This window comes from Herbaspirillum huttiense (assembly GCF_047300815.1).
In the GTDB taxonomy this organism is placed as follows: domain Bacteria; phylum Pseudomonadota; class Gammaproteobacteria; order Burkholderiales; family Burkholderiaceae_D; genus Herbaspirillum; species Herbaspirillum huttiense_A.
This window is the reverse complement of the sequence record NZ_CP178609.1, coordinates 168,342-190,200: the sequence shown is the minus strand read 5'-3', so window position 1 is coordinate 190,200 and position 21,859 is coordinate 168,342. Positions and strand designations below refer to the sequence as shown.

Here is a 21,859-nt window from a genome sequence, read left to right as displayed (position 1 = left end):
GGTTCTATCAATGCACATTTCAATACAATTTGTATTAGTCAGGGCTGCAGGCTTTGCCATTTGCGGGCTGTTGTCGTTGTCTGCTACTGCCCAGACCTACGCCGGCGGCCAGAAGCCCAAGGATCTGCCAAGCGACAGTGCATCCATGGGCATCGCTGAACAAATGGCAGATCTCTTGTCGGTCGCGAAGGACTCGGGAGAAGTCTTGCTGCTTTGGGCACAAATCAAGTCCGGAAAGCGGGAAGCAGTACCCGATCTGATCGCGCTCGCACGAGACGGGAATCCACGTGCACAAAACGTAGTGGGTTATATGTTCGATAACGGGGAGGGCGTACAAGCGGATCCAAAGAAAGCCGTGTCTTACTTCAAGGCTGCGGCCGAGAAATTCCCTCTGGCCAAATACAATCTTGGCGTGATGACGCTTTATGGCCGAGGTACAAAGCAGGACGAAGTGCAGGCGATGCAGCTGTTTCGAGATTCTGCGATATCCGCCGGCATTGAGCAGGCGTGCGTACAGCTGGCCCTCTATCACCTGAAGAAAAATGAGCTCGACGATGCGCTAAAGTGGGCAAACGAAGGCTCCAATCGCGGGAGCGTTAAATCGTTCTACCTGCTGGGACGGGTTCTCTACCAGCAGCAAAAATTTGCTGAGGCTGCTACTTGGCTCCAAAAGGCTGCAGCAGCCTCTGAGCCTAACGCACCCGCTGTCATTTCCATGATGTATCGCGATGGGAAGGGACTCGGAAAGAGTCCGACAATGGGCGCGGCCTGGTGGTTAATCTACACATCTTACTCGCGAAAGCAGATAGGAAATCAGCTTGCTGGCGTTCAGTCTTTTCATTTGACCGAGGAGGAACAGCGGCGTGCTATAGCCTTTGCAAACAACTGGCTCTCTACTCATGGAGTGGAGCGCAAAGTTGACTACAGGAAGACACTCCTTCAGGCAAAGTGATTACATCGGTTTGCACACCCAATAGGCCATGATTAAGATGCCTAAGAACACCGGCCAAGATCTGGCCGCAATTTTCAAGTCTTCCGTCGACGGTAGTCCGCTCAAGAGGCAGGGCGCAAGCGCGATCCAGATTAGAAGGTCCAACAACTCAACACTGTGTGTCACTGATGTTCTCCAGGCAGCAATCCCGTACACAAACGGATATATCAGTAGTGGTGCTAACCCGATTACAAATGCGTTCCACCATCGGACGCCTGAAAGGCTGCATTGGCCTAACACGAATCGGCCGCTCTCTCGCCGGGGCACGACAGAAAAGTTATGTACACGGGCGCCAGTTACCACCGCGGCCACCGCATGAAGAAGCTCGTGAAGGATTGTTCCGATCAAATTTGCGGTGGCGCAAAGGACGAATCCGTTAAAAAGACGCCTGAAAATTAATGCAATTAGTGCGGAAGGGATTAAGTACTGCCAAGGCGTCATCTTCGCTTCCTCGTTTGTAGACTGATTTCCACTTTAACATCTCTCGAAAGAAAATCTATGTCCCGTGCTCAGCAGCTCCTCGTATTGGCCTTACTGTGCCCCATGGTCACTTCGCAAGCATTTGGTGCCACCGCCAAGTCCGTCATGATCGACGCAATCAACAACTCCGACAACGGCACCGCCTCAGATGTGCTGACAGGCGCAGCAGCGGAAGTATGGAAAGCGCAGTCGAAGTCTGACTCCCCGATCAGCATCAACGCAAAAGTGGTGAAACGGTTCAAGCAGCCAAACTGCGCACGCGTAGGTGTTGATTTGAAACAGGAAAACGTTCCAACCAAGGACGGTAAAGCAGCCCCCTTCGGATTCCACTATGAACTGAACCTCTGCACTGACGGCTTACCTCCGGCTGACTCCGTTGATTGGTCGAAGGTTAATCCAGAGGCCCCTAGCGCGTCCCCCTCGCAGCTGAAATAAAAACGTATAATCCGACTCGGGTTGATCCTTGGACCAGCCATTTGGCGTTTTTGTCATGTTTTAGCCGTTTTTTCACCGCTAGACATCCTCTCTAAATTGGCCGTCGTCGTACCTATCCGTGTACGACATTCCGAGTACACATCAACCTTTTTCGGAGATCAAAATGCAGAAGTTATTCAAGATTTTTGCTCTGTCGCTCGTTATTTCTCTTGTGGGATGCGCAGCAACCAATCAGTCTGCATCGGCACCAACAAGCACTCGCGTTATCAACACCCTTTACGGCACAGTTGAATCTGTTGGCCTGGCTAAGACTGAGCCGACTTCAACTGGTACTGCTGGGGGCATCGGGGCCGTAGCCGGTGCTGTAATCGGAGCAGTGCTCGGAGGCCAGCGCGGTGGTGGTGGCTGGCTCCAGTTTGCTGCAGGTGTTGCCGGCAGCGTAATTGGAGGGCTCACGGCTAACGAGGCAGAAAAGGCCTTGTCGGTCAAGGACCAGCAGGAGATCGTCGTCCGGCTCAGCTCCGATCTGACAATCAGAGTCGTTCAGCCGATTGATGACGCGGTAATGTTCGCTAACGGGGACAAGGTGAGAGTTTTGACGAACGCAGCCGGCGTCACCCGGGTGGAGCAAATTTGATGTCGTTAATAACCCCGTAGAGCAGCCCAGTTCAACTGGGCTGTTTTTTTTTCCAAGTAAAAGTTGGACATCTCCAAGAGGCAATCAACCTCATATTTTGGAGATACTTATGAAAGCTCACGAACTCGTTGGCGCCGGCCGTTGGCCTTGTTCACATCTTGATCCAAGGATGTGGAAGCAGCCTCTTCAGGGCCGTGTTTTACCGATTGACTCACCAATTGCATGGGCCGGTTCCTGCGCTTTTCCTACGCAATCTCCCGCACCTGACGCGGTATTGAGCCACGTTCTACGGTTACAACAACAAGGGATACTCGAAGATCGCGTTCCAGTCTTATGGCAACTAGAGGGCGGCTCAGCCTTCGTAACCTGGGAGACTTTGGTAAACTTGCGCCCTTGGTCGGAAGAGCTGCGTTACTGGGCAGCTGTTCGAGCGCAGCGACTTGACCAGCTGGAGCACCCTCGACGCAAGACAAAGCTCCCGCTCGATCATTTCCTGAAACTTGCTGACAAAGCTTGTGCAAACCAAACAACGACTACGGTATGACCAGACCCGCCCATTGTGGCGGGTTTTTTTTCGGCCCTAGTACAACTGGTTACACATAATCTTGAATCGGTAGTTACACTCCGAACGAGATAAAAGTAGTAGGAATTGGACTTGTTTCTTCAATTTGGCGTAAATCTGCGCAAATTGCATAGAAATCGAAACGATCCTCGTTTTTTCGAGTACAGCTGGATGCGCTACAATGCTGCTTTTCAAAGTACAGTATCTGCACCCGACTTTTCTGTTCAATGGGGCATGTACGGCACAGGTACTATTCACTGGATTTTGACGAACCGCGTGTGACGACGGGTTCATTGGTTTTGCGAGGGGATAGTGGCGAAAGGGACTGCACCCTTAGCAATCAAGATGGAGATCTGGCACCGAGGTTTGCTCGGGGAGCCGACGCGCATCTTGGCCAAGGAATATCGCATCAGCCAGCCCACGACTCTCAACTACATGAAAGACGCGGTCGAGCATCTCATTGCGTCTAATTCGTTCGACGGTTCGCCTGCGCTGAGAATGATGCTGTCGCAGCCGATACGGTCGCAGTCCTTCGCGTATCAGGTCGATACGACAATCGCGGTCCAACTTCAACCGATCATTGCCCCGTTCTTGGAGCAGGCAAAGCGCATCGACTACTCCCAGCGCGAAAGCTCTGATGTGCATCTCGGCACCAAAGTAAGCGCTACGGAAGCCGAATCTTTTGAGGCGATTGTTAAAACGCTAAGTATTGAACGGCCAGGTCTAACGTCATCTGAACTCCTTCGAGAGATCATCCGGGAATACATTTCTTCGGGCGCAGTACCCGAACATAACGTGTCAGTAGTGCCGGGGGTAAGCCCTCGGGAGCAGCGTCTTCTAGATCTCGTACGGAAGAACTGGCCCGACTAGCCTCTTAGATTCGCACTCGGTGTTTGTCATCTCCAGTACACGCCAACGCATATGCAATGGCCAACCTTACTAGGAGATTATGATGAACAACACGGCAACACCTCAACGTCATCTGCACATCTATGCGCAGTTGATGCTGTCTCAAACAAAAATCAATGGCCGCCGGGTTCGTTTGGAGTGGGCCGATATTCCGACCGCATCCATTGCTCCTGATCTAACGGGCAGTGCCGATTTGGTCCTGTCAGTGACGAGAATGGCTGCTGACGGAACGGAAGAAGATGCAACACTCCTAGCGGCACTAATTTCACACGAAATCGTGTGTCACGGCCTGCACTCATCCTTTGGGGTCCTTGAATCAATCCAAAATGGTACCTATCCGGTTCTATCGGCTTATCCAAAGCTTGCAGCTGCTCTGGTTAATGCGGTAGAGGACCCGCGTGGTGAACTTCTAGGTGCTAAGCCGTTCCCCGGCTCCAAGAAGGTCATCCATAAAGGCCTGGAAATTCTGGTGAAACGGGGAATCTTCTCGGGACCGCAAGGAGACCATCCGGCCAGCATCCTCCTCGGGTGGCTTGTAACTCATCTGCGATCGCAACACCTCCAGCAAAGCTGTTTGTCTGAGCTTTCTTGCGCGTACGAAGATGCTGCCATCGCGATTTTCGGGTGCCAGCTCATAGAAGAGCTACGAGAGTTGGCCGTTACTGCGATTCATTCGCCGACTACAGCAGCTGCAGCGGATGTCGTAGGCCAAATGATCGGCTTGATTGAGTCTTTCCTGGAGGTTGAAGAAGAGCAGGAGCAGGGCCAAGGCCAGCAGAACGGCGAAGGAAGCGCGGATGGTGCCAAAACACCACGTTCGCCGCAAGGTGAGCGAGGTGAGGGGGGAACCGAAAAGTCGGCGCAGAACGTCGGGACCGACAGTTCCTGCGATACGCCTGGAGAGCAAGGGACTGGGGAAGCGGAGGAAGCTGAGACGCCGGGGGAATCGCAGCCGGCTGACAGCGGAAAACCAGCTGCGCAGTATCATCAGGACCAACTTGGCAGGCAAGTGACCACCAGCAACGGAGCAAGCTCTGACGGTACACATGAGAGGGCGATCAGTGCAGCTGCAAAGGACTCGATTCGCACGTTGCTGGAGGCGACGGAAGAGCAGTTTGGCGTCTACGGCAGCGGGCTTGAAGATGTTCTGGCCCGTAACAATCAAGCCGCCGTACGCGGCGCTAGTCGAGCAGAAAGACAACTTGCTGAGACCATCGGCGAGGAACGTAGCAAAGGTCCGGCTGATCATCTCCAGGCACAACGGCTCAGACTGGGCGCACGGCGGGTTGCTTCTGAACTATCTCAAACTTTGGAGGAGGCCCTCAAAGCTGAAACTGATGAAGGAACCAAGCGCGGGTATCACGGAACGCTGCATCGAGCCTCTGTCTGTAAAGCTCTGGCAGGCGATCTTCGCGTATTTGATGCAACTCACCGCATCGAGAAAATTAGCACCTGCATGCATGTTTTGGTGGACAGATCTTCGTCCATGAAGGAAACGTTTGAGCAACCACGAAGCGCCAAACTGTCGAAAATCTGTCGTATGGATGCTGCGAGCTTCACGGCCGTAGCATTAGCAGACGTCCTGTCGACAAGTGATATTCCGTTCGGCATATCTCTCTATGATCATTTGCTAACGGAAGTGAAAACTTTTGACGGCAACTGGGAAAGTGAAATAAAGCGGTTTGACCCCAAGCCCCGTGGATCCACCCTAACTCATCTCGCAGTCGCAAATTGTCTGAGTCACTTTATCGGCCGTCGCGAGGATCGAAAGATCCTTCAAGTAATTACTGACGGGGACCCGGGCAACACAGCTCTTCTTCAATTGGTTTTGCAGGAGGCTAAAGCCTTAGGTGTGGAAGTTAACTTCGTGCTGATTGGCCACGACTACGAGTTCCAGTTTCAAGAAACTGGTGCAGATTACGTGGCTGCGTCCAATCCAGATGAACTAGCTCGGGCAGTTTTCAGCTCTCTAATCAAAGTCCACTAACCCACTTGGCCTCCGTGATCACATCATGGAGGCCTTTCTTATTACTGCCTGCGAAACATCTCCTTGGGCTAACTCAACCCTTGATCCACTTCCTTGGAGCAATCATCATGACAACGACAGAACCGACCATTGCAGCATCCGCGCAACCTACTGTGCAATCTTTAGGCGACACCTTCAAGCTGGACCCTTCATTTTTTGCTGGCGTTCAGGCACAACAAGAAGAGCGGGCGGGCATCAATGTTCTGGTCTATCCGCCCACTCAGTTCACACCGAGCATTAACGCAGACTACAAATTCAGCCCGGAAATCCTGAGACGAGTGCTGGTATGGCTCCAATCTCACGCATTCGCGAAAAGGATGAGGATCCCCGTAAAACGAAACATCTACATCTACGGACCCACCGGAGCCGGCAAAACTGAGCTTGTTCGCCAATTGTGCGCCCGGCTCGGAAGATCGCTGTTTCAATGCCAAGCCAAAGGTGGCCGCGACCCTGTATCTGAGCTATACGGCGGTTGGGTCTTGCGTGGTGATCCAAGTGTTCCGGGCTCTTCGCCTGTGATGACGTGGGTGGACGGTCCCATCTTGCAATGGGCCAGGACGCCGAACGCATGTTTGCTAATCGATGAAGGGGACCAAATGGATGCGGAAGCATTCATGAGTTTGAACGGTATCCTGGACGGCCATCCAATCCTGGTTCCGCAAACGGGAGAGCTCGTAAAGATCTCCGACGGATGTGTTGTGGCAGTCACTGGCAATACAAACGGCAGCGGGTCGCTAGGCCAGTCAGCTGGCACTGCCAGTCTGTACAAAGGAACGAAGAGGCTTAACATCGCTACAATGGAACGCTTCTTCGTCATTTCTGTCGGGTACCTGGCGGAAGAGGAAGAACAGTCTCTTTTAATGGGTTATGGTGCCGATTCGAACATCGCCCTCGCCATGGCAAAGTTGGCGTCTGCTGTCCGCTCTTCCTTTATGGGATTGAGCGATGGCGATGGATCAGGACAGCTCCTTCCCTTTACGCTAACCACGCGTAATTTACTCAACTGGTTTGCTAGTTTCACGATGCTTCAACGTCTCGGAATGAAATCCGGGGACGCGCTGACAGAAGGCCTACGCATGTGCCTACTGGATTTCGCCAGTGCTGAAGATGCCCAGGGTGTGCTGAAGACTCTCGAAAACATCATAGGCTAACCTCCGCCCCACTCTGATATTTAGAGTGGGGCTTTTTCTTTTCCGGTTATCACCGGAAGTGGATCATCTCCCAGGGCAGATTAACTTTTTTATCAACCCTCAACGGAGAATTCCATGCCTTCTAACACTGGTGTAACTCAAGCAAAAGATGACATGCAGATCCTGAAAGATGTCGTTCTGATGGATTTCATCATCGGCGGCAGCACAGGAGAAAAAAGCGTCGGTGGTGATGATTTTATTCGCGAGATGGGTAAAATGCTTCCGCCGAATGCGACCTCATGGGTGGCAAAGTATCGGAGCGAAGCTAAGCGAGAAATCATGAAGACTGGTACGGCAAGGCGTATCGAAACACGAACTCGCGGATACTTCGTACCACTGGCTCATGCACGAGCTGTTGCGGACGCGCTTTCGGATATCAAGAAGCGGTTCCTTGCAGAGAAGGCCGACTTTTTGAACAATCTTGAGACGATCATTGACGCATGGGCCGAGCATGAGGACAACCAAGTCAAAGTAAAGGACGACAAGACTCGTGGGGAAATGATCCGCGAGAACGCCCCGAGCAGGCTAGAGCTGGACAAGGCCCTGACGTTCAATATCTCCGCAATCACGCTCGGTACTACCGATATCTTTGGGGCCGACGATGCTCTACAGGCCGAGGTTAAGGGCCTAGTGGGTAACGCCGCGATGGAAATAGCTGAAGATGTGACGCGATCTTGGAAATCAAGCTCGGCAACGAAAGCCAGCCAGAAGGTGTTCGGGCTAATCCGCCGGATCCATGTGAAGGCAAGCGCGATGACAGTGCTATCGCCCAAGTTCGACCGCCTAGCTGAGATTTGCAAGGAGGTTCTGGCGAATATTCCGCCTGGGTCCAACTTGAGCGGCATGAATTATCTCGTTATCTCGTCACTACTCAGACAGTGCTCCGACGCCCGGACTATCCTCTCTGACCCTTTTCTCCAAGGCAACCCAATGTCAGTTGCTACTATCGACGAGCAAGAGTCAGCAGAGGCTAAAGCGCTGAGTGATGTACCAAGGCAACCTGCTGGCGATAGTAATCAGGGTTCACTTGTACTTGAAACGGGCGCCACCGGTTTGCCGGTCGAAGACGCAGTCCTGATCCCTGTGGCCGCATGGGGAGACGGCGATCTGTTCATTTGATGGCTCTTTTTAACCTGCAGTAAAAAGCCCCGAACTTGTTCGGGGCTTTTTTTTATCCTTGGGAATCGACTTCCAAGGCATTTTTCGTGATGAGCTCCTCGCTAAACTGCCGCTCGTACAACAAGCAAATTAACAGTTTAACGTCATCAGGCAGCACCTTCCATGCCGCCTCGGCGGGCGCGTATCGTTGCCAATAAGGGTCGCTACGCATCTTCGCCAAGACCGGATCGAACTGCGACACCGTCACCCCGGGAATCATGAAGTCGCCTGGTTTGATGACTCCGGCACGCGCGTAGACCTCAATCATCGACAGGCCCATGAAGTCAGCCATCAGCTCCAACTTCTTGCGGCTGATACCGGCGATGGACCGGTAACCATTACGGAGCGAGTTCCAGTAGCTGGGATGCAAATCGAACAGATCGGCCAGCTCCGAATCCTTCAGATCCAGGTCGACAGCCTTTTTCCGAATATCCTTGATCAGTTGCATCCCGCTGACGATATCTTCATCTTCGTGCTCCAGCACTTCCATATCCTTAGCCGAGGTGGTCTTGATCACCAGGCCGGGAGCAGTAGTTTTGACACTACGGGCCTTCTTGGGCGCATCACCCAGCAGCAGACTAGGTTGCGATTCGCCTAATTTTCCTTTTTTCGCTTGCATATTGTTCCCCGCCGCTTTTTCACGATTTTTAGAATCCGGCTTGCGGAGGTCAGCTTCCGCTCTCGAACCCCGTAACTTTTGGGTCGTGTTGTTTGTCATGCCTCAACTCCGTAATGGATGAGTCTAGATGTATAGTCCCGAAGGATGAACATGTATGACAACCTTCGGAATTCCGCAGAATGATTATAAATCTTAAATTTGCATCCACCAATCTTTTTTCTGTTTTGTCAACTCCTGAGAGAAACCAGCAAACAATCCAGACGATTCGTTTTTAATACAATTTGTATAAATCCATGTTCAAAGATATTATTCATACTTGTTGATGAGAATTTATACCCGGTGATCTATTTTTTTTGGAGTACCCAATATGTCGTTGCCCATTAGTGCAAGAAAGAACATCAATTCCATCTCGTACGTAGAAGGGATGCAAAACCGCGCTTTCCAAGGCGGCATTCTCGTCGATGTCGACCGCGAAAAAGGCTTGCTTCACCTTGCACAAGTGAGGAACGCAAATCATCGCCTCCCGGTTGAGTTCGATCCAATCAAAACGCCGCTCCCGAAAGCTGCCAAGGAAGGCGATTTCATCATGGCTACTTGCCATGTGTTCGGGCGCCGCGTCAAGGGTGACACGGACCAGGATGAACGACACGTATATATGCGTGCAATCTCGTTCGACGAACCCAATGTCATGCACTTCACCCCCGAGCAGTCGGAGCGCGTGAAGGAAGCGTGGAAAAAGGCGCCGCATCCGAACGCCAAGGATCTCGGGATTCCGAAAGCGATTCAGGACCTGGGACAAACAGTTTCCAAAGAGGTTCAGATCCAAACTCAGCTCGATGACATTGACTGGCGAGGTCTTGCGACGAACACGAACGCGACCAACAATGTTGTTGTATCGGGTTTCGTGCATGTAAAGTCCTACGAAACAAAGCGCACCGGACCCGAAGGACAGCCTTTGAATGATCGGCTCATCGTTCTACTCCGACAACACGGCGATCCGGACAAATGCATTACCATCCGCTGGTATTTACGAAACCTGAAGCCACTGGCCGATCGCATTATGCGCGGGCTTCCCATTTCCGTCACCGGTCAGTTCAAGATCGATGCGAAGGCGATCGGCGCTCCGGACCCGGAGAAAGGCGGGGAACAAAAAATCCACCGTATCCCTTACATCCAAGCTACTGACTTCCCTGTCCTCGTGTTACCTGATGATCCGCGGATCCAACAGATTCCCGACTGGGCTCACGACCTGCTCGATCAGGACGCACTTGAGAAAGCTCGTAATCGAATTGCCAAAGACGCTCCTGAAGGAGATGCTGAGAGCGTAGACCGTGCGGCGGCGTTTGCCAAGGCAACCGCATCCTAAGCAGAACGCGGCCACAGATCAGTATTTAAGTATCTCGCCTCGACTATGTGTTCGAGGCTTTTTTTTGAGACGTATGGGCAAATATTTAATCGTCGCGGAGAAACCATCGGTGGCCGTCGACATCGCAAATGTGATAGGCGGGGGCTTTAAAAAAGTAGCGCAGAACGTATTCGAAAATGACGCCTTCATCGTCAGCTGCGCTGCTGGCCATCTGATTGAACTATATTCTCCTGGACTAGCGTCAGGAGGGCAATCATTAGAAGCACTTCCGGTGCTCACCTTGCCGCTTTCAACACGCGTGATCGCTCAGGAGCATGTCGAACGCGCCTTCGAGCGGCTCTCCACTTTGATGCAACGGCCCGACGTCACATATGTCATCAATGCCTGTGACGCCGGGAGGGAAGGGGAGCTTATATTCCGATTGATTCATCAGCATGCCGGCTGCGTTAAGCCCGTCAAACGGCTCTGGCTTCAGTCCATGACGCCGGATTCCATCAGGCACGGATTGAAGAATTTACGCGACTCACGAGAATATGATCGACTCGGGCTCGCGGCACATGCACGCTCTACCTGCGACTACATCGTAGGCATTAACGGAAGCCGGGGCATCACCCAGTTGAATGCACGCAAGACTTTGAACACTGAAACAATGCCTGTCGGACGCGTATTGACTCCAACAGGTGGGATTTTGGTCGACCGCGAGCACGAAATCGCTACGTTCAAGCCAATACCGTACTCTGAGCTCCATGCCATATTCAAGTGCCAAGACGGCGAGTACGTTGGCAAATGGATTCCGCCGAGCGCAAAGGATCCGAGTGAACAGGATCAGTCGAACGATGAGGGAAGATTTAGGATCTTCGACCAAGCCAAGGCTGCGGAAATACTAGCACTCTGCCGTACAGCTCAACCTTCGGCCGTGGAAGAGATCTCTAAGCCGGAAACGAAACGCTCCCCGCATTTGTACGATCTGTCCGCATTACAGCGGGACGCAAATCAGCTGCTGAAGTTTACCGCGAAGCAGACTTTAGATATCGCACAAAGTCTGTACGAGAAACACAAGGCGACTACTTACCCTCGTACGGATTCTCGATTTCTTCCCGACGATTATGTTTCGGCAGCCCGTGCGTCCGTTCTTGCTCTTTGCCAAGGATCGCTCGGCAATATCGCGCAATGTATTGTGGACAACAACTGGGTTCAGGAGGACCGTTACATCTTCAATAGTGAAAAAGTGACGGACCACTTTGCGATTATCCCCACTGAGAAAGTTCCGGTAGGCCTGTCGGCAGAAGAAGAGAAAATTTACGATCTGATTGCACGGCGCTTTCTGGCGGTCTTTCATCCTGCTGCTCGATATGACGTGACCACAAGATTCACCGTATTAGCGGACCAGCGATTCAAAAGCCTGGGTAGGGTTTTGACCGAACCAGGGTGGCTGGCGGTATGGCCGAAGGCTGAAAATACAAATGAGAAAACACGGCTCGCCAAGGTGAATCCTGGAGAGCGCGTTTCACTACTCAAGCTCGATAAGGTAGACCGCGCGACTGAGCCGCCAAAACGGTACACTGAAGCCACGCTTCTCTCGGCAATGGAGGGGGCAGGCAGGTTTGTGGAAGATGAGGAGCTCCGCGACGCTATGAGTGAGCGCGGATTGGGTACCCCAGCGACTCGATCAAATATCATCGAATCCTTGTTATCCGACCAAGATCGTTCTGGCCGCCCGAAAGAGCCGTACGTTCGCCGGCGCGGTATGGATCTGGTTCCCCAAAAAAAATTGATTGAACTGGTGGCCTTCCTCCGCTCGCATGACATCGGCGAGCTCGCGTCCGCCTCGATGACGGGTGAATGGGAGTATAAGCTCCGTCAAATAGAGAAAGGTGAATTGACCCCGGAAGAATTCCACGTTCAAGTCAACCAATTTACAGCGTTAATTTTGGAAGTGATCAAGCGTGCCGCGGCCAGCATTGCTCCGACCTACTTGTCCGCATCCTGTCCAAAATGCGCAGGAAGAGTGCGCTTGGACGTCAAACACTATCTTTGCGATCAAGGCTGTGGTTGGCTTTTACCGCGAGTGATAGCTTCCCGCGAGTTGAAGTGCGATGAGGCAGAAGAACTACTGACCAACAAAGTGATCATGAACCTTGAGGGGTTCGTCTCGAAGTCTGCTAAGGCGAAGCATTTTGTTGCATGTTTGCGCCTTGATGCTGAGCATAAGGCAGCATTCTTCTTTGATGAGATGCGGGACGCTTATGACGCGGATAACGAACTCGTGAATTGTCCTTCTTGCCAGAAGCACATGCGCAGAATCAAAGGAAAAGCGGGGTTCTTCTGGGGATGTTCAGACCGCGAAAACTGTAAAACATCTTTGCCAGATCTAAACGGGAAAGCAGTAATGCCGGTTCCGTCTCGACAGTGCCCAAACTGCGGCGAGAAAATAAGTCGTTTCTTAGGTAAAAATAAGAAATTCTTCTGGGGGTGCTCTGACCGAGAGGTATGCAAGACCACCCTTGAAGACAAAGACGGGGAGCCGGTTCTGCCTACCTTGCTGGACGCTAAAGGTAACCCGGTCGTCTGCCCAAAGTGTAGTCAAGGTATGCGTCGATTAATTCGATCAAACGGAGCGTTCTGGGCCTGTACAGACAAGGCAAATTGCCAGACTACTCTGCAAGATCTCGATGGAATGGCGGTCCTCCCAAAGGAATCCCGTAGCTGCCCTCAATGCAACGTCGGGCAGATATCGCGCTTCCTCGCTCAAAGCAAACGCTTCTACTGGTCTTGCTCAGACAAACAGACTTGTAGAGCACTTTTTGACGATGCCGACGGTGAGCCAGTTCTGCGTCAAACCACTACCTGCCCGCGATGTTCGTCGTCACTTGTTAGGCGCGAGCGAAAGGACAAAACAGGCTTTTTCTGGCTTTGTACAAAGTATGCGAAAGACGGCTCTGGCTGCGACGGGCTCTTCAAAGACAAAAACGGCGAGCCTGTATTGGTACCCGGTAATTCGGTGAAGGCTGCGGTCAAGAACAACTCTGATTCTGCCCAGCAGAATAATCGCAAGACACGAAGCTCAGATATTCAACCAGTTCCATTGCGCACCGACGCTACGTTCGAATGACTTCAAATCCAATCGTTAAAGCGACATTAACCGTTGTCATCTTTTGGTGGTGCGTCCTGACCATCTACGAATTCAACGGAGACATCTTCGACATTTACGCAAATCTGGACTATATATTTTTCAACTTCCGTTATGTCCTTGCTGCAGTAGTTTGCGGGGGCATAGTGGGAATATGGGTTATTTTATTTCGACGTCTGCAGGCCTACGGCCGCATCTACCAAGGATCCGGAGGGAATGCCTGGAACGGCGTTTCCTCGACGCTAGGGTCTGTCCCGATTCTGCAGCCCGCACCAAAGCGCGTAAGCTCTCCTTCGCGCCGCGTTGCGATCACTCAGAAGAGGATTCTGGAATGGCTTAACGGTCCTTCGCTCGACCATCCTCATCATCGAGCATTGTTCTTGGCAATTTTGGATACTTATTCCGCGCATCGAAATCTGCCGGCTTCCCATCGGAGGGGTGGTCACGGTAGTAGAAGACTTTGGGAGCACTGTTTGGCTGTTTCTGAGACATGTCTTCGTGACGCTCAGGCCTGGAAATATCAAGGCCTCTATTCCAACTTCAAAGGAAAGCAACCGTTTCTTATTCTGGGAAAAAAGAACCCGGAATTCGAATTCGATGCAAGTGATCCTCTTATTCCAATCATCGGCTTGGCACATGACATAGGCAAACTAGAAACCTATAGCTTCGACGCGGAGGGTTCACTAATCTCCCGAGAAGAAACATCTGGCGACACGCCAGGCGATAGAAAGGTATTCCATGATGCGTTGGGCGCCAGAATCCTGGCTAGGATTCCCGAGTATTGGGCTTTAACGCAACGCGATAGGAACGTCCTGAATTTGGCCATAGCGCATTATCATCATCCCGCTGATATCCCGGTCGATGGCAACGGCCAAGCTATTGACGACCGTACAATGGCGCTGATGGCATTTTTAATTCAGTGCGATAGGCTGACCGGTTACGAAGAAGCTGGCCTGGTGAACGGATCGACCGCAGACATACTGTCGGAAGAAGAATCTGAGGCGATATACAACGCCTTCGTAGAAATCGTTACTACCTTCGGCCGCATCAATGGCGATCGCAGCAAGGATCCATCTTTCAAGATCGGCCAGAAGCATGATGGGCTTATCGTGATAAAGGAACTGGAGCTACGCAAACTTCTTCTCGCGAAACTTGATAAGTCTATGGAAGCCGGTGACAGCAAATACCGAGTTACTCGCGACCTCATTTTGACGCTGTCATCAAAAGGCCTGCTCTATAACCGACACAACGGAATAGACTTCGGCAGGTACTATCCCATGTTTACTGTGTCGTTCTGGGAGCAGAGCGATGCCGCGCGCTATTTGGCTTCTTGGCAGACCACAATTATTATTACCCCCAACTCAAAGAAGGCTCCAGAATTAGGCTCACTCGTGGATCTGCCGAATTCCGCTTCAAAGATGGTCTTTGACCGCCCTGTTTACACACACAACGACGCCATTGACAATCCGGCCGCTCTGCGAGCCCTGGTGGAACGGGCATTCGGAGATGAGGTTGCGAGATCTATTTCCATCGCGGGCCGAACCGAGACCAAGAAAGGCACCGCACTCAGACATTCGGCGAGTCATGATGGTCCAACGTCGGTACCGTTGGGCGACATTCAGGAACCTCCCCAACCGGATGCGAATTCGCTGTTACTGGTACCGGGGAGCCAGAGTGTTGCGGAGCTACCCGTCGAAAACGACGATTCTAGTCAGGCACCGAGCACATTTGCGGTCTCCGCTGAGTCGAGAGATAACGAAAGCGTAGCAATGGCCGAAGAGCTCGCGGATGGCTTTGAGGAGCTACCGGATATCGACGATCCCGAGTTTGATGATGATGCTGACGTACTAGGCAGTACGGCGCAAGTTGGTTCCCCCCAAGGAGAGGAGGAAGAGGAAATGGATTTAGACGAGGCGAATCTTTCCTCCGCGCCTTTAACTCCCGACGTTCCACCGGCGGGAATCGCTCTAGAGCCCTCAATATCCCTGATCGAACGCTCTGGACAGGCCACGTTGCCTGGCATCGCGGTTCCTGATGGACGGCCAATAAAGCAACGCACCAAGAGAGACATCGAGCGCGATCAAGCAAATCTGGCGTCGTTAGACAATGCCAAGAAAATACTTGAGGTCTATGCGGCAAAGCCAGCCAATACTCGAAAGCAGAGGGCAAAGAAGGCTGTTTCAGACGATCATTTGTCTCGCATAAGGGACATTCAGGCGCTCATTGAGAAGGGTGAATTGGAGGTCTGTGGCACTAAGGACGGTTACAATTACGTACTCACAGCTGACGTGGGCCTCCTTGATTCAACGCTCAATGTGTATGCACTCATTCAGGCCGCAAAACTTCCGACGTTGGAGGCAGACGAAAGGACGCGCATGGTTGGCATCCCAATTAAAGCGGAGCGCTCCTAGGGGCGGGGGGGCTATCACCAGGCCGGCACAGTAGAGTGCCGCGCCTCCTTCCGTTTGTTGCCTTATTGCAATTATTTGGGTCAGGTGCCACGTGGCGCCTTGGTGTCATATTCGGCTAGTCGGTCCCGAAGATTACCATTCGCTTCCCGAAGCGAATTGTTTTGACGTGTCAGGATTTCAACATGGCGCTGTGCTCCTTCTAGTGCTTCTTTAGCTCTGATCAGCTCGGCGCTGTTGGTCTGCCTTATTTTGTCTGTCTCAAGATACAATCGCCGGCGCGTAGCCTCGACAATCTCCCGTTCTCTCGCCACATCCGCCAAGCGAACCTCATCAGCCTTGCGCAGTCGCTCTTCAAGCGACTCCACCTTTGCTGCCGCATTACGTTGTATTTCCAGGAGCCGTTCGGAGGACGCACGAAAGATCTCCTCTTCATGCGCTTTCAGGCGATCCACCTCCGCCTGGAGTTCCCGATGCTTATATCGGCAAGTAGTAAGTTCGCTTTCCAGGCTCTGTCGCGCGGCGATAGCTTGGTCGAGTTCTGCTCGCAGAACTTCGGCCCGACTCTCTGCATTTGATACCGATGATTTCAGCTTCGAGTTTGTCTCCTCCAGATGACTAATCAAGGCGCGAAGATCAGACACCTCACCGGCCACATCAACGAACGCGTGATCCCGAATTGATTGGACAAGTGCGCTTACTTGCAACTGAATATCGCGTGGTATCCCCGTAGGCTCCTGGCTCGCAGCATTTTCTGCTTTCCAAACCTCTTGGAGCACCTCTAAGACTACGGTAGCCGACGGAGTAAAGTCGTACTCTGCCTTCACGCGTTCTGACACGGCGGCGACCTTTGGGTAAACGCCGGCTCGATAGAACAGCCGTGTTACGACGTCTTTAATTGCGAGGCGCCCTTTCAATTTGGGCTTTTCAAAATTCACCGCTGCACTCCCTTCAACTCTCAACTACGAAAAACTCAATTTCATAGTGAAATGAAATTGGCTCGACTGACACGTCTTCGCCCTAATTTCACGGTGAAATCCCAAAGAACCGTATTCACGGTTTTCACTGTGAAAGTGACTTGCTCTCCGGCAGCCTGGCTTGTTGCGAGATCCTCTACGGAAGCAATTCGCGGTTGATTTCACTGTGAAATCGGACATGTAGGCGATTTCACCCACCCGCCCGTCAGGCGATTGATAAAACCAGACTACGTGGATTGATCCCTCTTCTTGTCGCCTATTTCAAAGTGAAATCACACACAACCATCTCAAGCGATTTCACAGTGAAATTGATTTTCTTCACCTCCAGCTACGTGGTTTTTTGACTATCCCACTCTGGCAACAATCTGCCGTTGATTTCACCGTGAAATCCGATTACATGCCCGCCCCCAAACTGCCCGCCGGGCCGAATTTCGTTTGAGGACTCTGACACCGGTCAAGCAGAACGGCAGGCGCGCAAGGGAGAGGGGAGGAGGGCTCATGAAAATCGAATAATTTGCCACACCCCTCCAAGCACACCGCCATTATTGCGGCATTATTACCTGTATTTAGTTTTTTGGAAATACTTTCTTTGAGGTAACCGGTAAAAACGCGTCGCATCCGCCTGCCGCAATGGCCAATAGCTTCTCTTTTCTTTTATAATCAGTGGGTTAGGTAACCTTTTCTTAAACTAAATGCCGCCCACTAAAACACGCATCGCGCGGGCATCCAAGCCGCTTTCGCCAACCGAGTTTCGCGGAGTGATCAAGGCTAGAGGATGGTCGATGGTTAATCTGGCGGCCCATTGGGGCGTGTCACCAGTCTGGCTATCCAACATCGCGGGCGACCCAAACCGCGCGGACAAATGGAATCGCGCTCTCACCAAGTTGCCCCATCTCCGGAGAAGGGAGCATCGAGAGCTTTCCGAAGAGCGCATTGCGAACAGCAAGGCGAAGACGGAGACGTCGGCTTCCGAGAGTCACTACGGACCTGCAGAACCGTCCCAAGAACCAACCGCTCCGGCCGCAGCTGGCGCACCTACGACCCTGCCATCAAGAGGCATGCGGCATCACGATTACGCTACGCCAGGGTCTGAGTTCGTGGCAACGTGCGACATCGGCGAGTTCGGGGCCGAAGGAGACTATTTTCATATCGTCGCCACGAGAAGCCTCCTGGACAACGGAGAAATAGTGGAGCACTACTTGATTGAGAATGAGGCGGGTGCGCAGGAATGGTTTGGACCGCAATATTTAGACGAGGAATTTGCACAAACTGGCAGGGTTCGGTGAATGACTTCCAGGTATCCTGCGCGCGCAAATTTCCCCTTCCCCTTTAAAATCAATTACTTACAGAGTTCGCATAAATTACATTATGTCCAATTTGATCGCGCGCTATTTGATAGCCAACTATTCTTCTGATGGTCTTGTTCCGTACTCATAGCTTCATTAATAGGTTTTTCTGTTTCTAATAGCTTTTTCCCTTCCTGATAGGTTTTTTCCTTCCTGATAGGTTTTATCCTATATTTTGATTGACATCCTATTGCATTGAGTGAGATAGTCAATCCGTCACCACTTAAGGAAATCTATGAACGCGCCCAATGTAGTCGAATCCGAGTACGATGCAGCGAATGATGCGCCACAGCAGTTGGTACACCGAACCACAGTTGTAGCCAAAATGATGGGGCTGAGTGACCAGGTACTGCGTCGTATGACCGAGCCGGGAGGAGTCCTTGCTGATGTCGCGCGGGCAGACGGCCCCGTGGCAGTGCGCCTCTTCACTCCAGCTGATATCTTCCGACTCGCTGCACACCTGCGGACGACTGGCAAACTGAAAGGTCTCCCGCACCCTGTTACGGTGTCGATCTATCTGCCAAAGGGCGGGGTCGGTAAAAGCACCTTGGCCACGGAGATGGCAGTTTTGTGGCAGCTCGCCGGTCTGCGCGTTTTGGTCATTGATGCCGACCCCCAGGCATCCACGACAATTATGTTCGGATATGAACCAGAAGCTACGGCGGAAAACATGGAAGAGCTTCACCTGGCGGAAGAAGATCTGATTACTCACACCTTTGCAGATCTAATGCACTTCCCCGAATTCCCGAATTCCCGCCCGCCGCGCCCGCTCAGCGAGGTTGTGAAGAAGCCGTTTGGCGAATACGGCCCGCACCTCATTCCGGCCGACGTGACTCTCGCTGGCCTTCTCTATCAGCTCGCGAACGCGAATAATCGCGACAAACGTATCAGATCTTGGATTGAAAAGGGGCGTAACAATCCCACTACTAATCTCGACCTATCTCAATACGACATCATCCTGTATGACAACGCACCGGCGACATCAGTGCTATCTCGTGCGGCGCTGGTTGCTTCCGATTACTGCATCTCTCCGATTCGTCTGGATTCGCTGTCGGCGAAAAGCATGAGTTTCATCGCAACGACGCTTACAGAATTGAACGAAGCTGAATTGCCATTTCCTGAGGTGATCGCTGTGCCCACGTTCTTTTCGCCGAACACAAAGAGATCGGCTTCCGTCATGCAAGGCCTTCGGGATAATTACGGTGATAACGCCATCGAACTTAAAGTGCGCCAATCCGAAGCTTTGTCGGGTGCTATGACGAAGGATTTCCCCAAGCAACGCATGCCCCTTTCTCTTCAAAAGCCAAAGGAACCAGTTGTAACTGACGATCTCAGTCCGATTGCTCAGCTTTTGGTCGAACGATTCCGCGGAGGTAATAATGTCTAAGAGGATGCCGCTGCCAGAAGCAGTGCCAGGAGGCGTTAAGCCAGCGACCCACCCTGCTCCCGCACCGAAGTCCGGGCTATCAGGCCACTTCGCCAAAATGCCTCAAAAGCGTACTGCTCCCCTCCCCTCCCCTGCAGAGACTGATGAACTACCCCAGCTCACCCCCGCGGCAGACGCTGTTGGTTCCGCCGTGAACGAGATGGTCCTGGAGAAGGTCGTTCTGATTCCAGTTGCCGATGTGGTAGTCAGCCCCTTCCAACCGCGCCTGACTTTCGACATGGAGTCGCTCGCTGCTTTGGGTCTCTCGATTAGCAGCGATGGCCTGGTGAACCCGATCATCGTCCGCAAGCTACCAAACGGAAAATTTGAGCTTGTGGGTGGCGAACGCCGCTGGCGAGCCTTCAAACTTCTGAACAAGGTCGAGATTCCGGCCTTTGTTCGTGAGCTCACTGACGAACAGGCTGCGATTCTGGCACTGTCAGACAATTCGCGCGACGACCTCAGCGACTTTGAATCTGGCAGAAAATTCAAGAAGCTACTGGACGACGGCTTAGTTCCAGATCAGGAGACCCTGGCCGCACGCGTCGGCCGCAGTCAGTCGACGATTACTCGCTGCCTGGCCTATTTCAAGCTCCCGGATTCGGTAATTAAGCTGCTTGAATCTAATCCAAGGCTGATAGGGACTCGTGTGTCAAGCAAGTTCGGCTCTTATACCGAGCAGGGTTATGCGACTCAAGTTATCGAGGCAGTCCAGCGGATAGTTGACGGTCAGTCACAGGAGCAAGCGAGTCAATGGCTGGATAATGCCATCAACAAAAAGAAGGACCCCAAGGCACCAGCCGTGACAGTTCCGCTGGCGATGTCTGGAATGAATGTCGGTAGCGTAAAGATCGAGGGGAAAAAGCTTGTTATGAATTGCGCCAATGGCGTGGATCCAGCAAAAATTCGAGATTTGGTACTCATGTTGCTCAAGGACCAGACACTCGATTCCGCGTCGGACAAATCGTCCACCGACTAATTTCACCGTGAAATCACCTCTGCCGGCAGGCCACTAGCGATGCTAGCAGCTACCGGCGCGAGTTGATTTCACCGTGAAACCACCCTCCCCCGCGTGATTTTTTGCGGCAAGCTGAACAAGCGAGAGTACGCACGAAGCCCTCAGGTGCGGCCATAGGTAAAATCGTCCGCCCAGAAATGATTTCACGGTGAAATCGACACAACAGGAAGCAGCGGCACCCCGATTTCACCGTGAAATCAGTTCGTCCATCACGGACAATAGCCAAGTTCCAATGTTTTGCCGCTTCTATGCTGTTGTCCCATTCAGTTTGCTAACCCTGCGCCCCCCCAAAGGTTCGGTGTGGCATCTACAGCCTGATTGTGCTGACACCTTCGATCACAGAAATTATTCTCTGACCTCTTCCGAGACAGTGGCACGACAACCAATTCGCGATGCCATAACCGCCCCGGAAAACACGCTCAACACGCAAAGTTAATTTCACCGTGAAATCGCGGCGCCGAGCATCTGGCCCACTCCACATACCACTACCAAAATTCGCTCAGCGTACGCGGCGTAACGACCACCCGGCAAATAATCTAATTCGAAGTTTGACATCCCGGAGGCATACAAACCTCTTGGAGAAATTAATGAAAGATCACAAAGCCCTTACTTTGAATATTCCTTTTGTTAAAGCCTGGGGATCTATCCGCATCGTGCCCATCCCGGATCCGCAGAAAACCAATCCTCCCCAACTAGCCGGACAGCTCAAGCTAGAAGGCGAAAAAGTAGGTGGGCGCCAGCGCACAGTTCAGCTGGACATTGCTGGGTGGCAACGCAGTGGGGATAAAGGCAACTATTACTCGTTCTCCGTTGGTGGAATCCCCGCCACACTATTTCCGAATGTCGATAAACAAGCCCTTACGGACCCGGACTACACTGGAGCCTTCGGTTTTGACTGGGAATTCAAGTTCGCAGGCTGGAAAAAGACGGATGGGAACAGCCAGTGGATTTCGGTAACCGTATCAGAGAAGCAGCAGCGCCCGGAAACTCAACCAGTCAAAGGACAGTCACGCGTCCACGAGGCACCTTCGCAACCCGTCGACGCAACGCCTCTGCACTATCTTGATTAAACTCACACCGTCCTTGGCCGTAAATCGGCCAAGGACGTTCTTTTTTTGCAGATTAGCTTAAGCCGCTGGTTCGTATAATACTGCCATCCTGTCTTTGTACCACTTGCGAGT

The 21,859-nt window shown here is 52.3% G+C and carries 16 protein-coding genes; 13 read left to right on the top strand and 3 right to left on the bottom strand.

The genetic code is table 11. From position 1 onward, the window contains the following. Nucleotides 1–10: 10 nt before the first annotated feature. Complete coding sequence (locus ACLRDN_RS26195) at nucleotides 11–952, top strand: tetratricopeptide repeat protein (protein WP_413460792.1); 942 nt, start codon at nucleotides 11–13, stop codon at nucleotides 950–952. On the opposite strand, the gene ACLRDN_RS26190 is transcribed toward ACLRDN_RS26195, so the two are convergent. Further along, on the bottom strand, nucleotides 953–1,432 hold the full coding sequence (locus ACLRDN_RS26190; RefSeq protein WP_413460791.1) for a M50 family metallopeptidase: 480 nt from the start codon (nucleotides 1,430–1,432) through the stop codon (nucleotides 953–955). It abuts the gene before it with no gap. A 57-nt stretch (nucleotides 1,433–1,489) separates the two neighbouring features. Between ACLRDN_RS26190 and ACLRDN_RS26185 the strand changes: the two genes are divergently transcribed. From ACLRDN_RS26185 to ACLRDN_RS26160, 6 genes are all read left to right on the top strand, one after another. After that, nucleotides 1,490–1,906: a hypothetical protein gene (locus tag ACLRDN_RS26185; protein WP_413460790.1), complete on the top strand. Its 417-nt coding sequence runs from the start codon at nucleotides 1,490–1,492 to the stop codon at nucleotides 1,904–1,906. Between the two features lie 163 nt (nucleotides 1,907–2,069). Beyond that, complete coding sequence (locus ACLRDN_RS26180; protein ID WP_284076868.1) at nucleotides 2,070–2,543, top strand: hypothetical protein; 474 nt, start codon at nucleotides 2,070–2,072, stop codon at nucleotides 2,541–2,543. Between the two features lie 907 nt (nucleotides 2,544–3,450). Continuing rightward, on the top strand, nucleotides 3,451–3,975 hold the full coding sequence (locus tag ACLRDN_RS26175) for a hypothetical protein (RefSeq protein WP_413460789.1): 525 nt from the start codon (nucleotides 3,451–3,453) through the stop codon (nucleotides 3,973–3,975). An 82-nt stretch (nucleotides 3,976–4,057) separates the two neighbouring features. Then, on the top strand, nucleotides 4,058–6,001 hold the full coding sequence (locus ACLRDN_RS26170; protein ID WP_413460788.1) for a hypothetical protein: 1,944 nt from the start codon (nucleotides 4,058–4,060) through the stop codon (nucleotides 5,999–6,001). A 107-nt stretch (nucleotides 6,002–6,108) separates the two neighbouring features. Beyond that, nucleotides 6,109–7,191: an AAA family ATPase gene (locus tag ACLRDN_RS26165; RefSeq protein WP_413460787.1), complete on the top strand. Its 1,083-nt coding sequence runs from the start codon at nucleotides 6,109–6,111 to the stop codon at nucleotides 7,189–7,191. A 114-nt stretch (nucleotides 7,192–7,305) separates the two neighbouring features. Then, entirely contained in the window at nucleotides 7,306–8,349 is a 1,044-nt protein-coding gene (locus tag ACLRDN_RS26160; protein ID WP_413460786.1) for a DUF3150 domain-containing protein, read from the top strand. Between the two features lie 52 nt (nucleotides 8,350–8,401). Here ACLRDN_RS26160 and ACLRDN_RS26155 read toward each other — a convergent pair whose 3' ends face one another. Beyond that, a complete protein-coding gene (locus ACLRDN_RS26155) occupies nucleotides 8,402–9,106 on the bottom strand; it encodes a helix-turn-helix domain-containing protein (RefSeq protein WP_413460785.1) in 705 nt (234 codons plus the stop codon). Between the two features lie 268 nt (nucleotides 9,107–9,374). Here ACLRDN_RS26155 and ACLRDN_RS26150 point away from each other — a divergent pair, with 268 nt between their 5' ends. The 3 genes from ACLRDN_RS26150 to ACLRDN_RS26140 all read left to right on the top strand — a co-directional run bounded on the left by ACLRDN_RS26150 (nucleotide 9,375) and on the right by ACLRDN_RS26140 (nucleotide 15,914). Then, nucleotides 9,375–10,373 carry a hypothetical protein gene (locus ACLRDN_RS26150; RefSeq protein ID WP_413460784.1) on the top strand — a complete coding sequence of 333 codons (999 nt, stop codon included), beginning with the start codon at nucleotides 9,375–9,377 and terminating at the stop codon, nucleotides 10,371–10,373. 109 nt (nucleotides 10,374–10,482) lie between these two features. Continuing rightward, complete coding sequence (locus ACLRDN_RS26145) at nucleotides 10,483–13,485, top strand: DNA topoisomerase (protein ID WP_413460783.1); 3,003 nt, start codon at nucleotides 10,483–10,485, stop codon at nucleotides 13,483–13,485. Further along, a complete protein-coding gene (locus tag ACLRDN_RS26140) occupies nucleotides 13,482–15,914 on the top strand; it encodes a hypothetical protein (protein ID WP_413460782.1) in 2,433 nt (810 codons plus the stop codon). The genes ACLRDN_RS26145 and ACLRDN_RS26140 overlap by 4 nt, the downstream gene beginning before the upstream one ends. Nucleotides 15,915–15,994: 80 nt before the next feature. Here the strand turns inward: ACLRDN_RS26140 and ACLRDN_RS26135 are convergent, their stop codons facing one another. Then, complete coding sequence (locus tag ACLRDN_RS26135; protein ID WP_413460781.1) at nucleotides 15,995–16,849, bottom strand: hypothetical protein; 855 nt, start codon at nucleotides 16,847–16,849, stop codon at nucleotides 15,995–15,997. A 1,620-nt stretch (nucleotides 16,850–18,469) separates the two neighbouring features. On the opposite strand from ACLRDN_RS26135, the gene ACLRDN_RS26130 reads away from it, so the two are divergent. The 3 genes from ACLRDN_RS26130 to ACLRDN_RS26120 all read left to right on the top strand — a co-directional run bounded on the left by ACLRDN_RS26130 (nucleotide 18,470) and on the right by ACLRDN_RS26120 (nucleotide 21,748). Then, nucleotides 18,470–19,621, top strand: coding sequence for a ParA family protein (locus ACLRDN_RS26130; protein WP_284076878.1), 1,152 nt, complete (start codon nucleotides 18,470–18,472; stop codon nucleotides 19,619–19,621). Between the two features lie 199 nt (nucleotides 19,622–19,820). Continuing rightward, entirely contained in the window at nucleotides 19,821–20,639 is an 819-nt protein-coding gene (locus ACLRDN_RS26125; RefSeq protein WP_413460840.1) for a ParB/RepB/Spo0J family partition protein, read from the top strand. Nucleotides 20,640–21,265: 626 nt separating this feature from the next. Further along, entirely contained in the window at nucleotides 21,266–21,748 is a 483-nt protein-coding gene (locus ACLRDN_RS26120) for a hypothetical protein (RefSeq protein WP_413460780.1), read from the top strand. Nucleotides 21,749–21,859: the final 111 nt, after the last annotated feature.